We start from the raw sequence: 15,188 nt of genomic DNA, 5'->3' as shown, positions 1-15,188 counted from the left end.
CTGTCCTTTTATACAGCAGGAAAGGCTGTTGTACGTCTTGAAAAGCAGATAAAATGGGGGCAGTAACAGAGAAAACAAAAATGTATGCACTTACATTTCAGAGCAGAGAAAGGATTTTGCAAAATGACTCACACAGTGCCTCAAAACATGAAAGCGGCGGTTATGCATAACACGAGAGAAATCAAAATCGAAACATTGCCCGTGCCTGAGATCAATCATGATGAAGTATTGATAAAGGTGATGGCTGTCGGAATTTGCGGATCTGATCTGCATTACTATACAAATGGCAGAATCGCCAATTATGTAGTGGAAAAACCATTTATCCTCGGTCATGAATGCGCGGGAGAAATTGCCGCCGTCGGATCGTCTGTCGATCAATTTAAAATAGGAGATCGGGTCGCTGTCGAACCGGGGGTCACATGCGGACGCTGTGAGGCGTGCAAGGAGGGGCGTTATAATCTTTGTCCGGATGTACAGTTTTTGGCGACACCGCCGATTGACGGCGCGTTTGTCCAATACATCAAAATGCGTCAGGACTTTGTTTTTTTGATTCCGGATTCACTTTCCTATGAAGATGCGGCTTTGATTGAACCGTTCTCTGTCGGTATTCATGCGGCAGCGAGAACGAAGCTTCAGCCCGGATCAACGGTTGCAATTATGGGAATGGGGCCTGTTGGATTAATGGCTGTTGCGGCAGCGAAAGCATACGGGGCAGGCACAATTATTGTGACCGACTTGGAGCCGCTTCGGTTAGAAGCCGCGAAGAAAATGGGAGCGACGCATGTCATCAATGTCCGTGAACAGGATGCCGGTGAAGAAATCAAAACGATCACAAATGGCAGAGGTGTTGATGCTGCCTGGGAAACAGCGGGGAATCCGGCAGCATTGCAATCCGCACTGGCTTCCGTGCGCCGGGGCGGAAAACTGGCGATTGTCGGTTTGCCTTCTCAGAACGAGATTCCGCTCAATGTGCCGTTTATTGCGGATAACGAGATTGATATATACGGAATCTTCCGTTATGCCAATACGTATCCGAAGGGAATTGAATTTCTCGCTTCCGGCATTGTGGACACGAAGCACCTTGTAACGGACCAATATCCGCTTGAGAAGACGCAAGAGGCGATGGAACGCGCCTTTCAATACAAAAATGAATGCTTAAAAGTGATGGTGTATCCAAATCGCTGAGTGAACGGGGAGGATCTTTGCATTCTCCCTCTTGCTTATCAAAAATGAAAACGGATTCTTGGGGTGGGATATGATGATTGAAACAGAAAAAGCAGCGGCAATAAAGATGAAACATCGCGGCCTGTCCTGGATGGAACGGATCGGATACGGATTCGGCGATATGTCGTACAATGTGATCTTTCAGTTTGTAAACGCATACTTATTATTCTACTATACAGACGTCGGCGGCATTAAGCCTGCGGTTATTGCAGCTTTGTTTCTGATCGTAAGGGTGCTGGACGCTATTTTTGACCCGATTATGGGCGTGATTTTAGACAAGACGAATACTAGATGGGGGAAGGCAAGACCGTATCTGCTGTGGGTGGCTTTTCCTTTTGCGCTATTTACGTTCTTATGCTTCACGACCCCTCATTTCGGCGAGACGGGAAACATGGTATACGCGTACATCACCTATATTCTGCTTGGGATGTCCTTTAGCATGCAGACGATCCCGGTCAACAGCTTAACGGGGCGGATGACGAATTCCGTGGAGGAACGGACGGTTCTGACGACGACACGGATGATTTTGGTTTATATCGGAATTCTGTTATCGATTTCCTGTGCGGCACCGCTTGCGGACGCCATCGGCGGGAAAGACCAGGCGTTTGGTTTCCAGATGACGGCGCTTATTTATGCGGCGGTGAGCATCGCATTGAATCTGTTCAGTTTCTTTACTGTACGGGAGCGGATTCAGCCTAAAAAAAGAAAAAAACAAGGAATGAAAAAAACGTTATCTGTTTTGTTCAGAAATAAGCCTTTGCTTATTTTGGTTTCTTCATTTTTAGCGTTTGCGATCGGGTTTAATATTAAGCTCAGCACGATGGTGTACTATTTTACGTATAACGTCAGCCATAAGGAATTTGTGTTTTTAGGAACCGTATTGTTTTTCGGAGCGGCGCTGATCAGCAATCTGTTTATTCCTTTCTTTGCTGAGAAGCGGGGCCGGAAGCAGGTCATGATCATCACGGCGGCGCTATCGCTGATTTCTTATGCGGGCCTTCAGTTTACATCGTATTCCTCGATTCCGCTTATTTTCTTTTGGCTTTTCGTTTCTGGATTTTTCACGACGCCTTTGAATACCCTTGCTTGGGGAATGGTTGCCGATTGTGTCGATTATGCGGAATGGAAAACCGGAGTCCGGGCTGATGGCGTGGTGATATCGAGCATGAGTTTTATCAATAAGCTCGGCGTTGCGTTAGCCGGGTCATTTTCGGCCGTTTATCTCGGAATCGCCGGGTATGCCGCGAATACCGAACAGGCGGCATCGTCATTGAATGCAATTAAAAATATGAATGCGCTCATTCCGGGATTGTTCATTCTGCTGTCCATTATTCTTATTTCTTTTTATCCTTTAACTGAAAAAAAATATCAGCAGATGATGTCTGATCTGGAGCAAAGAGCTGCAAGGTGAGTATATGTAAAATTTAAAATATTCAATGTAAACGGTTGTATTTATGACAGAAAGCACTATACTGAAACTATAATCGAGAATTGATAAATGAGTGTGATAATGTGGGAAGGCAATCTGTTATTTGTATTGGAGAATTATTAATTGATTTCTTTTGTACCGATGTGGATGTCGATTTGACGGAAGGGCGCAATTTCTTAAAAAGTGCCGGCGGGGCACCGGCGAATGTGTCGGCAGCGATTGCCAAACTGGGCGGAGACGCGGCTTTCAGCGGAAAAACAGGCAAGGATCCGTTCGGGTATTTTCTGAAGCAGACATTAGACGCCGTACACGTCGATACCTCTATGCTCGTCATGGATGAGAAAGCGCCTACAACGCTGGCGTTTGTTTCATTAAAACAAAATGGGGAGCGCGACTTTGTGTTTAACAGAGGAGCGGACGCTTTGTTTACGCTTGAGGATATTGATCAGGAAAGGGTCAACGATGCGAAAATCCTTCATTTCGGCTCAGCGACAGCACTGTTATCAGATCCGTTTTGCTCAGCCTATTTACGGCTGATGTCGATTGCGAAAGACAATGGACAGTTTGTTTCCTTCGATCCTAACTACCGGGAGGATTTATGGAAGGGAAGAGTTTCAGAGTTTATAAACACCGCAAAAAAAGCAATTGCCGTAAGTGATTTTGTGAAAGTCAGTGACGAGGAGCTTGAGATCATCAGCGGTGCGAAGGATCATAAAGAAGGTGTTGCGATCCTTCACGAGATCGGGGCCGGCATTGTGGCAGTGACACTCGGAAAAAGCGGAACCCTTCTTTCAAATGGAAAGGACCTTGACATCATTCCGAGTATTCAGGTGACATCAATAGATTCAACGGGAGCGGGAGATGCGTTTGTCGGCGCGGCGCTGTATCAGCTGGCGCGCATTGATGAGATTCAGACGGCAGCCGCTGATTTTGCGAAGCTGCGTGATATTGTCTCATTTGCCAATAAGGCAGGAGCGCTCGTGTGCACCAAAATCGGTGCGATCGATGCTTTGCCGAGCTTAAAAGAGGTTGAAGTATCACTTTAAATATGGAGGATGTTTCTTGAAAGTCATCGGACTTCGGGAAGCATCCTTTTTTATTTAGGACTGAAACCCTTTTCGATATACGGTATACTCTATAGTGATATCCAGTAAATTGAACCATTGTGAAGTACATACAATAACGTTTTTATCAGATCCCGAGTAAAACCAAGTTTCTGCTGCTGCCGTCATGTACAGGGTGACGGTCTTTAAATATTGGACTGCGGAGGAATGTTCATGAAACATATTTTTCTTATTGTGCAATGCGCGTTTTCTGTTTTTTGTTTTTTCTGTCTCGCTGCTGTGAATTGGTATCAGGGGAGTGAGCTTGTTACTGATTCGTTTGATTGGAATTATACGGCTAAATTTTCAAAGCTGCTGAATGGGACGGATACAATTACAAGGCCCGAGCAGATATCGCAGCTGGATTTCTTCGTGTATTCTGCTAAGCATTATCCGTTAGTGAGCGGATTGATGATCGGGCTGTTTATTTATTTTTTGTTTTCACTGTATCTGGTCATGAAGAATATCCGCCGGCAAAAACGGGCTCGATGAGACTATTTTCATATAAAAATACATAAATTCATGAGAAATTGAAACTTTTTTCGAAAAAAATCAGTATATATAACTGTGAATTTGTTACTATTTAACTTTAGGAGGAAAATGAAAAATGAGTATTTTAGGAAGATTTAAAGACATTATGTCAAGTAATATCAATGCGTTGCTGGATAAAGCTGAAAACCCTGAGAAAATGGTTGATCAATATTTGCGGAATCTGAACAGTGATTTAGGAAAAGTGAAGGCGGAGACGGCTTCTGTCATGGCTGAGGAACAGCGGGCGAAAAGAGCGTTGACGGAATGTCAGGCCGATGCCGAAAAGATGGAAAGCTACGCGATGAAAGCTTTACAGGCAGGCAATGAAGCCGATGCGCGGACATTTTTGGAAAGGAAAGCAGCTGTTGAATCAAGACTGACTGAGCTGCAAACGGCTTATCAGCTCGCTTCTTCCAACGCGTCTCAAATGCGCAAAATGCATGACAAGCTTGTTGCTGATATCGGAGAGCTTGAATCGCGGCGAAATGCCATCAAAGCGAAGTGGTCTGTGGCAAAAACACAGGAAAGAATGAATAAACTGGGGTCCTCTGTGTCAAATGCGGACCAATCGCTGACCGCTTTCGGCAGAATGGAAGACAAGGTCAACCGGGCGCTTGATCATGCCAATGCGATGGCGGAGCTGAACGCGTCTCCGAAAGACGATATTGACGAGCTGACGGCTAAATATGACAGCAATCAAAGCAGTGTTGATGATGAACTGGCGGCGCTCAAGCAGAAAATGCTTTTCAGTAAAGACCAATAGAAAGCGGGCTGCAGCTTTGTCCGATATAAAGAGAAAGTGAGAGAAACAGAATGATCATTTCTTATAAATGCCCGAACTGCGGAGATGATATGGTCTTTGACAGTTCATCCGGCATGCTGACATGTCACAGCTGCGGGCGGCAGGATCAGATTGAAAGCCTGCCAAAGGAGTATATTACGACGAGATTTTCCGAAAATGAGGCGAACGAGTACCGCTGTGAGAACTGCGGCGCGGTTCTGATGACTGAGGCGGAAACGACGGCCACAACGTGCGGATTTTGCGGAGGAGCCGCCGTTCTCGCCGACCGATTATCAGGAAACCTCGCACCTTCCATGGTGATTCCTTTTACGATCAGTAAAGAAGAGGCCATGAGCGCTTTTAAAAAGTGGTGCCGAAACGGCCGGCTGACACCGAGGGGATTTATGACTGCCGATCGGGTGAAGAGCATAACCGGTATGTACGTGCCGTTTTGGATGTTTGACTTAAACAGCAAGGTTCAGGTCAATGCCGTTTGTACGAGAGTGCATCATTATGATGATGGAGAATACCGGGTGACGGAGACCGAGTATTACAACGCGTATCGTGATATCAATCTCGATTATCTCAAAATTCCGGTCGACGCTTCAGAAAAAATGAATGATGAATTAATGGACAAATTGGAGCCTTACGCTTACAGTGAGCTGAAGGAGTTTAATACGGCTTATTTAGCTGGCTATATAGCGGAAAAGTACAATTATACCGATGACGATCTCTTTCCGCGGGCGAAGGATAAAATCAGCCATTATATTGATTCTTATATCAGATCCACCTTCTCCGGCTATACGACGGCTGACATAACGGATGAGCAGATTCAGACCGATAAAATCAGCAGCTTTTACGTACTGCTTCCGGTCTGGATGGTCAGCTACGATTTTGAACGGACTGAACATATTTTCGCAATGAACGGGCAGACGGGCAAGGTTGTCGGCAAACCGCCGATCAGCGCCGGAAAAGTGGCCGCGTGGTTCGGCGGCATAACCGCCGGTGCGTTTTTAGCATTAAGACTTGTCTCCCTTATGATAGGAGGCGGTTTTTGATGAGAGGATCGATGAAAAAAGCGTGTCTCTTGTGCTTCGTCCTTTTTCTGATGCTGTCTTTTTCTTTACATACAACAGCGTCTGCTGCGGAACAGAAGCAATATGTTTATGACAATGCTCATTTATTAACGAAGGATGAAACGAAGAAACTTGAGGAATTGGCGGGGAAGCTCGGGGCAAAGCGCCATACCGATTTTATCATTCTTACCGCAAACGGAACGGGCGGTAAGGACATCGAGCAGTATGCCGGTGATTTTTATGACAGTCATTTTAGCGGAAGCACGGCGATATTGACCATTGATATGAAGGACCGGGAAGTATTTATCTCCGGGTATAAAAAGGCGGAGACGTATTTGAACAGCAGCCGGCTGAATACGATCAGGAATACGATTTCGTCAGACATTTCCGCAGGTCATTATGAAAAGGCATTTCAGACCTACATTAAAATGTCTTATAAAGATATGGGGAAAAGCCCGGACAGCAAGTCTGACAATCTGCTGCTTACATGGTGGTTTCAGCTGATGATCGCCGCAGCCGCAGCCGGTATCGCCGTCACAGTGATGGTGTACAATTCCGGCGGCAGGGTCACCGTCACCGGAAGCACGTATATGGATCACGATACGTCTGAAGTGCTGGACCAGCACGACACATATATCCGAACGGACGTGACAAGAGAAAGAAAGCCTGACAAAGATAATGACAATGACGGCGGAGTCACGAGGGGCGGCACGTCTTACAGCGGAAGCAAGGGAAGCTTTTAAATTTAACGTAAAGGATTTGAACATACATGGGCTTTTTCAGAAATCAGTTAGCAAATGTGGTGGAATGGGAAGAATTCAGAGACGACATGGTTTTCTATAAATGGAACAACCGTGAAATTAAAAAAGGCAGCCGTCTGATCATCCGGCCGGGACAGGATGCCATCTTTTTATACAACGGGAAGATTGAAGGGATTTTCCGTGATGACGGCGATTATGATATCGAATCAGAAATCATTCCGTTTCTATCGACATTAAAAGGATTTAAGTTTGGCTTTAACAGCGGCATGCGGGCTGAAGTGCTGTTTGTGAATACGAAGGAGTTCACCGTGAAGTGGGGCACGAAAAACGCCATTAACATTCCGGCGGCGGGAATGCCGGGCGGTATGCCGATCCGAGCAAACGGCACATTTAACTTCAAGGTCATTGACTACATCGGATTGATTGATAAGATTGCGGGTGTCAAGGACAGCTATTTAGTGGATGACATTAAAATCCGGATTACGTCTATTCTCGATCAGCTTTTGATGAAATGGATCACAAAAGAAGGAAAAGACATGTTCAATCTGCAGTCGAATTCATTTGAAATTGGAAAAGGGATTCAAGAAGATCTTGATATGCAGCTGATCGGAGACGGGATGTCGATTACGGGCTTCAATATTATGAGCTTTAACTATCCGCAGGAAGTGCAGGATATGATTACGAAAAACGCTTCTTACGGCATGGTGGGCGATGTGAACCGCTATCAGCAGATTTCCATGACGGACGGAATGTCATCCGGCAAAATGAGCGGAAGCGGTGCTGCCTCCGACATGGCGGGCATGATGATGGGGATGAATATGGCCAATCAAATGATGAACCAAATGAATCAAAATCAGCAGAACCAGCCGCAGCAGAATCAAAGTCAGCAAAATGAGGGGACGGCGCAGGCAAACGGCTCAGAAGGAGCGGCTAAGCCGAAATTTTGTCCGAACTGCGGAACGAAAACGGAAGGTGCGAATTTTTGCCCGAATTGCGGACAGAAGCTTGCCTGACGATATACGAAAAAGAGGCCTTCTTGGGGCCTCTTTTTTTTGTCATGATTTCATGGTTTGGACGATGAGGGATGTCAGCGCTTTTGATCCCTCAGGTATGAGATGGACGCCGTCCGGTGTGAAGTATTCAGGGTGCTGCAATGCTTTTGCGTGCCAATCGACAAGGGTCACATTTTTGCGTGACTCGGCCTGCCGGCGCAATGACTCGTTTACTTTGCTTTCCCACTGCCGGGGCACACGCGTGTTGACAAGATAAATATCGGCTTTTGAGAAGGAGCTGATCAGTGATTCAATTTGGCTGTTTGTGAAATAGCCGTTCGTTCCTAACTCGATGATGACCGCTTTGTCCGGCTGATTAAATGACGCATATTCCGAAGTGAGCCGGAGTGCTTGAGAGACTTGTCTTCCTACCTTTCCGTCGATGGTGACATGAGGAAGGGACTGCCGCAGGTATGACGCAATGTCCAGCATCACCGAGTCACCGATGGCCAGCACGTCTTGCTGAGGCTGTGTTTGTTTTGGGTCAGCCGTTTTTTGAGATGACTGTTCCTTTTTGTCTTTCGTCTTCTTCGTATCTGATTTGCCTGTTGTTTTTTTCTTGTTGTTGTCTGATACGGTATCCGTTTTTTCGCCGCCGTGTTTTTTCTTGCTGTCATCTTCTTTAACAGGTTGATCGTGATCGGCCGTTTTGTGCGAAGCGGCGGCTGTTTCTTGCTGCTCGCTTTGCGCGTACGTCCATTGCGGCTGTTTTTTCTCTTCGGCTATCCCTGACAGCCCGCCCGCAAATACGAGAATGGCGGCAAGAATGAGGCCGAGCGACATTCTGCTGATGACAGAGGACGTCTTCCATTCCAGAAAGCGGTTCAGAAACACGCGGCGTAAAAATGGTCGGAAGCCCGCAGTGCGGATCGGCTTCTCAATGAAATGATAAGAAAGCTCGGCCAAAATGAAAGTGACGCCGATTCTGACGGCACAATGCCAATAAACAGGATTTCCGATTTCCTGCACCGGGGTGCTCAGCACGATAACCGGGTAATGCCAAAGATAGATTCCGTATGATCTCGTTCCGATCCAGCGAAGCGGTTTCCATGAAAGGACATATCCTATAAAGCTGCTCGGATGGCATATACATGCAACAAGAACCGCTGCGGTGATGCTGATCAAAAGCATGCCGCCTTTGTATAGGAAGGGTTCGTATTCATCCGTGTAAAAGACGCAAAGCACGAGTGCGGCAAAGGCGGCAAGCTCTGCCCCGTGAAGCAGGTGTTTCATGCTGCTCGGCAGCCGTTTGGAAGATAATCGTTTCATCGGCCATACTAAAGCTAAAGCGCAGCCGATCAGCAATTCAAATGAACGGGTGTCCGTCCCGTAATAAACGCGGCTCGGATCTCCGCCGGGCACATACATCATACTCATTACGACTGCTGAGCAAAACGCGAGGAACATGACCGCGGCTGCAAGCCGGGCCCGTGTTTTACATATGTACATTCCCGCAAGCAGCAAAAAGGGCCATATGATATAAAACTGTTCTTCAATCGCCAGCGACCACAGGTTTTTTAATGGCGAAGGGGAGCCGAAGCTGTCGAAATAAGAAAGTTTATGAAAGATAAACCACCAATTGCTTATGTAAAAAAGTGAGGAGACCGCATCTCCGCGTACGGTATGCAGGAGCTCGCTGTTAAACAGTACGACCCAAATGACTGTCGTGATAATCATGAGATAAGCCGCCGGCAGAAGCCGTCTGATCCGGCGCACCCAAAAATCACGCAAATCGAGAGTGATGTCATTGCCTTGGGCAGGCAATATAATAGATGTAATTAAATATCCCGATAAAACAAAAAAGATATCAACACCGATGAAACCGCCGTCGGCCCAATTAAAATTCAGGTGATATGCGATCACGGCGAGGACGGCAAAGGCGCGAAGTCCATCCAGTCCGGGAATATAGCGGTGGTGCAGTGACTTGTCTGACATGGTATTCCTCCAATAATATGTGCGGAAATTCTCGCTGTTTTGCGGATGGCTATGGCAGATTTCTGTACAGTCTTCCATTTGTTCCGTTAAATAGACGCATCCGGAAGGGGATTTTGTTTCAGAAAAAATGAATGAAATGTTCTGATTCTCTTAAACTTTTCTGCCCCTGTCCGGCGTCTGCTATATGAAAGGGTTCCCTTGCGCAATGGCTGTTGCGGGGAAAAAGAAAAAATCCATGATCTGCGGATATCATGGATTTTTTTCTTTTACCGGATATAGCGGTCTCCGACAAGCAGTTTGGAGATGACAGAGGTCGGTATTGTAAACTCTGTAACGCCCATATATCCGGGTGCCGCTTCATATTCATCAAATGAGATGACAAGTTTGTGCTGATCTGTAATATAAAAGTTTTGGTCAGCGCGGATGGATTTGAAAGGCTCCGCCATATCATCTCCCTCGACCCAGTATATTTTATTCGGGTCTTCTTTCATCTGCTTTTTCATTTGTTCTTTAATATTTTGGCTGATGACTTTGATATAACGGTCATCTTTGAATAAACTCTTTAACGTAAGCACGGCCTCATTTTTTTTATCAATCGTGATGTATCGGCTTTGCGTATAAGCGGAAGCTTGTGTTTTTTCGATATCACGGCGGACTGAGATCAGATCCGTTGTATCAGTCACGGTTTCATAATCGCTATAGATGCTGAGGTGGCCTTTTTTGCTTTTTGAGGCCGCCTTCATAAATTCCTGATACAGCTCTTTGCTTTCTTTCATATAATGCCGGTTGATGCTGTCTTCAAGTTTATGATTGGAAAGGCCGGACAGTGCGGGTGTTTTCACATCAATGCTTGATTGGTTCTTTTCTTCTTTCATCTCCACGAACGTGATGGCTTGGACGACTTTGCCGATGACGGGGATTTTGGACATGGCCTGTGCGGCATCCGGGTTGATATTGACAACGGCGGTAAATAAGACTGCCGCAGCGACTGCCGCGGATGTCGGCCACATCACGATTCGTTTTTTCTTCGGTTTTGGCTGAAGGGCTTTTTCGACAATGCTGTCCAATTCTTTAGGAATGGGCACACTTTTGTACTCTTCCCTTAATTGCTCTAATCTCTTTTCCATTAAGAAAGATCCTCCTTCGTCAGCTGAATGCGCATAAGCTTCAGCCCCCTGTAAAGGCGTGTTTTAACGGTATTGATGTTTTCCCCCGTGATGTCTGCGATTTCTTCTAATTTCAGGTCTTCAAAGAAACGCAGAATGATAATGGTTTTATATGGATGCGGCAGGTCGTCAAGCGCTTCGTGAAGGTCTGTGTCTTTGTAGTGATCTTCCTTTCCGCGGCTTAAAAACTCGATCGTTTCATCGTCCATCACTTTAAGCTTTTTCTGTTTGCGGAGAAAATCAATGGCCGTGCGCACTAAAATTTTATAAAACCAGCTTTTGATGACATCGGGGTTTTTGACGGATTCGACCGATGTCAACGCTTTTTGAATTGATTCCTGAACAATATCTAACGCGTCATCCTTGTTCTTTACATAACTGTACGCAAGCCGGTAAAAGTCTTCTTTGCGCTCAGTTATGCACGTCACAAGCGACGCTTTGGCTGTTTCGTTCTTCATTGCTTCAAAGGGCTCCTTTTTAAAAAATACGTATCATAGGCTGCTGCCTAAGGATAGACGGGACAGGGTGAAAAATAGTTTGCGCAGAGCGGATCATTTTTAAAAGGAAAAGGAAGGGAAGAGGAAGAGACGAAAAAAAAGAGCCTGAACGGCTCTTTTTTTCGGATGTGTCTGGTATTTTGCCATGCCAAACGGCTTAGTTCGGTTTGACTAAGATTTTCACTTGGTTTTTCTCTTTGATTAAAGCGCCGAAGCCTTCTTCAATCAAATCGTCGAGCACGATTTTTTTCGTGACGAGCTTATTTGCTGAGAAGTAGCCTTCTTTCATCAGTGCGAGAACGGAAGGGAAGATATCACGGTATCCGATAATGCCTTTTACGGTCCGTTCTTTGATGACGATATCGTTCGGATGGATTTCGGCTCCTTTTTCCCAGATGCTGACGATAACCGTTTCACCGGAAATGTTTGTTGACTGGATCGCCTGGCGGAGAACGACAGGAACGCCTGTCACTTCATAAGAAACGTCAACGCCGCCGTTTGTGCGTTTAGCGATTTCTTCAACGACATCATCCGTTTTTGACGGATCAATGATGATAGCGCCGAGTTCTTTCGCTTTTTCCTGGCGTTCCGGTGAAAGTTCGACCGCGTAAATATCCGTTGCGCCGGCCGCTTTCAGGGCTTCAATCACAAGCAGTCCGATCGGTCCGCAGCCAAAAACGGCTGCCGTGTCGCCCGCTTTTAATTTGCTTTGGCGGACGGCGTAAAGCGCTACTGCTGACGGCTCAACAAGCGCGCCCTGTTCGTAAGAAAGCTCTTCAGGAAGCTTAAACAGCAATTCTTCGTCAACGGACACATATTCAGAAAATCCGCCGCCGCCTCCGGCTAAGCCTAAGAATCCCATTTGTTCATCAAGGTTATAGGCTCCCTGATGTCCGTGTGTGGCAAAAATCGGTTCCACGACGACACGGTCGCCGACGCTGTAATTTTTGACGCCTTCTCCTACTTCCACGACTTCTCCTGAGAATTCGTGACCCATCGTGACGGGCGCCATTTCGTTTGTTAACGGATGAGGTTTGCCGACCGGAATAAAGATCGGACCTCCCAGATATTCATGAAGGTCGCTACCGCAAATCCCGCACCATTTGACTTTAATTTTGACTTTTCCCGGTTCTGCTTTAGGTTCATCAATGTTTTCGATTCGAATGTCTTTTTGATTGTGCCATCTTGCCGCTTTCATTGATTATCACTCCTAGTCTGATAGAAACGAGTATAGGTACATGATCAATATGAACCACGGTTAAAAGGAAGAAATGCTTCCTGAAGCCTGATTTCACAAACTATATCATATTACGCAACTATCAATAGGCCTTATAAAAAGTCCATATTGAATGCAGAAATACTCTATGAATATTATAACGCTAATGTATTAAATTTTGTAGTATAATTTACCATGGAATTATATAGAACAGAAGTTTGTGTCATCAATTGAGTGCGTATCTCCGTCACGTTGTAATGAACATGTAAAGTGATTGAAATATTATAAACGTCTTCTTGGTGTATAATTTTGCCTAGAATAAAGAATCAGGAGGATGAAAGCTTGAAGAAGTTATTCTTAGCCTTATTGATTTTAGCAGGAAGCACGCTGGGAGCGATCAGTTTCTCTTCTGATGCAAGTGCTAAAAAAGTGAACGGAAATATTACATGGTATAATGGAGTCGGTAAAAAAGGATCGTCCGGTAAAAAACTGGGACACTGGGATTGCGCGACAAAATTAGGATTTGACGTTCCGAGAAACGGAACGAAAATCAGAGCTTATGCGAAATCAAAACCGAAAAAGGTTATCACAGTATACAAAAATGATGTAGGCCGTCTGCCGAATGCCGTATTGGATGTCAGCCCGAAAGCGTTCAAAGCGCTCGGATATCCGTTAAGCAAAGGAAGAGTATCCGGACATTACAGCTATTAAAATAGACCATCTTAAAAAGCAAGGAGACTGATTCTTGCTTTTTCTGATTGACGGAGAGATTGATAATGAAGAAGAAACGATGGATTTGGATCCTCGCAGCCGCTGTTTTGGCGGCGGCGGTCATCGGAGCCGTTCTGCTGATCAAAGGAAAAAGCGGCAGCGGCGGAAAAGCCGTTGTTTCCGGCGGCCATGACAAGCTGCTTGTTTCGCTTACAGACAAAGATCTGATGACGAAATATTACGAAGACAGCCGCATGCTGTACGAGGAAAAGCTTTCGGCATATCCGGCGTTTGCGCTGGATGACGCTCACCAGGCGCTCTATTTTGTCGGTAATAATGATCAAAATGAAATGCGTCTGTATAAGCTTGATCTGAAGACGAAAAAGAAGACGGTGCTTTATAAAGGATCGGCGAGCGCTGACAGTCTGTTTTTATCAAAGGACCTGACGCACATTTATTTCCGTCTCGGTAAAGCGGATGAAGATATTTTCCGTCTCGCATCTTTTGATTTGAAAACGAAGCGTTATCAAAATCTGTATCCGGCGGCGGATGAGAAAGACGACAGTGTGAGCAGCTTCTTTTATAACCGCAGCCAAAACGATTTTGCGCTTCTGCATTATTCCGTTAAAGAGGATTACAAAAAAACGGATGAGGCAAATGAGAAGGGGATTGACCCTGAACCGACGAATATCCGGTTTGCAGCAGGGGCGGGCAAAAACCTTCAGGATCTGACCAATCTTGAACAGTTTATCAGCGACGTGGCGATGTCACCGGACGGAAAGAACCTTGTCTTTACATCTTATACACAAAAAGGGACGGAACAAAAAGCATCCATCCGTCTGATGAATGTCAAAACGAAAAAAGATGAAACGATTATTACAAACGGGAAGGATTTCTCTCCGCTGATAGATGCCCAGCCGCAGTTTTCTAAAGACGGCAGTATCATTTATTTCATGGCGGAAGCCAAAGGCGCTAAGCGCTTGAAGGATGAAACGGGGCGGAACGCGAAGGTCCGGACCATTTATGCTTATCATTTGGATACGAAAAAATGTGAAAAAGTCTGGGAAAATGACAGCGGCATTATCAACAGCTTTTCCGTTATCCAATAATGAAAAAAACACTCAGCGCCAGCTGGGTGTTTTTTTAATAAACAAAGCTGGCTGCGGCTGAGGCGAGCCATTTGAAAAAACGGAGAATCGGAACGGCAAAATGGAGTGTTCGATGAATGACTGTGCGGCAAGGTTCTTTTTCTTCCGTTTCGCCATTTCCTTCAGGTCTTTCTGCTGCTGATCGTTTTTCATGTTCAATGCTCCTTTGCATCATAAAAGGACATGATAACGCAAAGGCCTCTCATGGGACATGGAGGCCTTCTCTATGTTGAGACTCGTAAAAGGGAGGTCTAACTTGATGCCGTTTGATTGTTGTTTTGGAGATTCACCAACGAACGGACGCCGTCGATCATTTTACTGCCGCAAAGGGGGCAAGTCGGGGTATCACTGCCGGTGCCGGCAAAATTTTTTCTGCTCCAGCCGATACAGTCCTCTTTTGTGCATTCCCACGTACTGACATCTTCTTTAGGCAGCGGTTCCTGATTACGTTTGTTGTAGTAAGACATAAAGTCACTTCTTCCCTTATGAATTTTCGTGCACTCCGTCATTGTCTCATACTTTTCCCTAATCTCCTAATTCCTTTTTCTATCCATATTT

The 15,188-nt window shown here is 45.7% G+C and carries 16 protein-coding genes; 10 read left to right on the top strand and 6 right to left on the bottom strand.

Annotated features, from left to right (window positions below; translation table 11 throughout):
* Window positions 1-123: 123 nt before the first annotated feature.
* The 8 genes from gutB to ACQE26_RS01125 all read left to right on the top strand — a co-directional run bounded on the left by gutB (window position 124) and on the right by ACQE26_RS01125 (window position 7,918).
* On the top strand, window positions 124-1,185 hold the full coding sequence (gutB, locus tag ACQE26_RS01160; RefSeq protein ID WP_500470430.1) for a sorbitol dehydrogenase: 1,062 nt from the start codon (window positions 124-126) through the stop codon (window positions 1,183-1,185).
* A gap of 73 nt (window positions 1,186-1,258) precedes the next feature.
* Complete coding sequence (locus ACQE26_RS01155; protein WP_500470428.1) at window positions 1,259-2,635, top strand: glycoside-pentoside-hexuronide (GPH):cation symporter; 1,377 nt, start codon at window positions 1,259-1,261, stop codon at window positions 2,633-2,635.
* A gap of 101 nt (window positions 2,636-2,736) precedes the next feature.
* On the top strand, window positions 2,737-3,699 hold the full coding sequence (locus ACQE26_RS01150; RefSeq protein ID WP_500470427.1) for a carbohydrate kinase family protein: 963 nt from the start codon (window positions 2,737-2,739) through the stop codon (window positions 3,697-3,699).
* Between the two features lie 231 nt (window positions 3,700-3,930).
* Window positions 3,931-4,248: a DUF4306 domain-containing protein gene (locus ACQE26_RS01145; RefSeq protein ID WP_500470426.1), complete on the top strand. Its 318-nt coding sequence runs from the start codon at window positions 3,931-3,933 to the stop codon at window positions 4,246-4,248.
* Window positions 4,249-4,363: 115 nt separating this feature from the next.
* On the top strand, window positions 4,364-5,050 hold the full coding sequence (locus tag ACQE26_RS01140; RefSeq protein WP_500470425.1) for a PspA/IM30 family protein: 687 nt from the start codon (window positions 4,364-4,366) through the stop codon (window positions 5,048-5,050).
* 50 nt (window positions 5,051-5,100) lie between these two features.
* On the top strand, window positions 5,101-6,126 hold the full coding sequence (locus ACQE26_RS01135) for a TFIIB-type zinc ribbon-containing protein (RefSeq protein WP_045926861.1): 1,026 nt from the start codon (window positions 5,101-5,103) through the stop codon (window positions 6,124-6,126).
* Window positions 6,126-6,887, top strand: coding sequence for a TPM domain-containing protein (locus ACQE26_RS01130; protein WP_500471437.1), 762 nt, complete (start codon window positions 6,126-6,128; stop codon window positions 6,885-6,887). The genes ACQE26_RS01135 and ACQE26_RS01130 overlap by 1 nt, the downstream gene beginning before the upstream one ends.
* A 26-nt stretch (window positions 6,888-6,913) precedes the next feature.
* A complete protein-coding gene (locus tag ACQE26_RS01125; protein ID WP_438421342.1) occupies window positions 6,914-7,918 on the top strand; it encodes an SPFH domain-containing protein in 1,005 nt (334 codons plus the stop codon).
* A 42-nt stretch (window positions 7,919-7,960) separates the two neighbouring features.
* Here ACQE26_RS01125 and ACQE26_RS01120 read toward each other — a convergent pair whose 3' ends face one another.
* The 4 genes from ACQE26_RS01120 to ACQE26_RS01105 form a co-directional block, all read right to left on the bottom strand.
* Window positions 7,961-9,892, bottom strand: a complete 1,932-nt coding sequence (locus tag ACQE26_RS01120) for an acyltransferase family protein (protein ID WP_500470424.1) — start codon at window positions 9,890-9,892, stop codon at window positions 7,961-7,963.
* Window positions 9,893-10,158: 266 nt separating this feature from the next.
* Window positions 10,159-11,019, bottom strand: a complete 861-nt coding sequence (gene rsiV, locus ACQE26_RS01115; RefSeq protein WP_500470423.1) for an anti-sigma-V factor RsiV — start codon at window positions 11,017-11,019, stop codon at window positions 10,159-10,161.
* The gene (gene sigV, locus ACQE26_RS01110; RefSeq protein ID WP_045926857.1) at window positions 11,019-11,516 is read right to left on the bottom strand and encodes an RNA polymerase sigma factor SigV; all 498 of its coding nucleotides are present in this window, start codon (window positions 11,514-11,516) and stop codon (window positions 11,019-11,021) included. Before sigV ends, rsiV begins: the two co-directional genes overlap by 1 nt.
* 196 nt (window positions 11,517-11,712) lie before the next feature.
* On the bottom strand, window positions 11,713-12,753 hold the full coding sequence (locus tag ACQE26_RS01105; RefSeq protein WP_500470422.1) for a 2,3-butanediol dehydrogenase: 1,041 nt from the start codon (window positions 12,751-12,753) through the stop codon (window positions 11,713-11,715).
* 360 nt (window positions 12,754-13,113) lie between these two features.
* Here ACQE26_RS01105 and walM point away from each other — a divergent pair, with 360 nt between their 5' ends.
* On the top strand, window positions 13,114-13,482 hold the full coding sequence (gene walM, locus ACQE26_RS01100; protein WP_016937044.1) for a cell wall metabolism protein WalM: 369 nt from the start codon (window positions 13,114-13,116) through the stop codon (window positions 13,480-13,482).
* A 65-nt stretch (window positions 13,483-13,547) separates the two neighbouring features.
* Complete coding sequence (locus tag ACQE26_RS01095) at window positions 13,548-14,591, top strand: TolB family protein (protein ID WP_095241931.1); 1,044 nt, start codon at window positions 13,548-13,550, stop codon at window positions 14,589-14,591.
* 12 nt (window positions 14,592-14,603) lie between these two features.
* Here ACQE26_RS01095 and ACQE26_RS01090 read toward each other — a convergent pair whose 3' ends face one another.
* Both ACQE26_RS01090 and ACQE26_RS01085 read right to left on the bottom strand, forming a co-directional pair.
* A complete protein-coding gene (locus tag ACQE26_RS01090) occupies window positions 14,604-14,783 on the bottom strand; it encodes a hypothetical protein (protein WP_500471515.1) in 180 nt (59 codons plus the stop codon).
* A 98-nt stretch (window positions 14,784-14,881) separates the two neighbouring features.
* Entirely contained in the window at window positions 14,882-15,097 is a 216-nt protein-coding gene (locus ACQE26_RS01085; protein WP_029575254.1) for a cold-shock protein, read from the bottom strand.
* Window positions 15,098-15,188 lie beyond the last annotated feature (91 nt).

The organism is Bacillus sp. 5RYD7K (genome assembly GCF_059831465.1).
The sequence above is the reverse complement of the archived record's forward strand: the minus strand, read 5'-3'. Positions and strand labels throughout refer to the sequence as shown.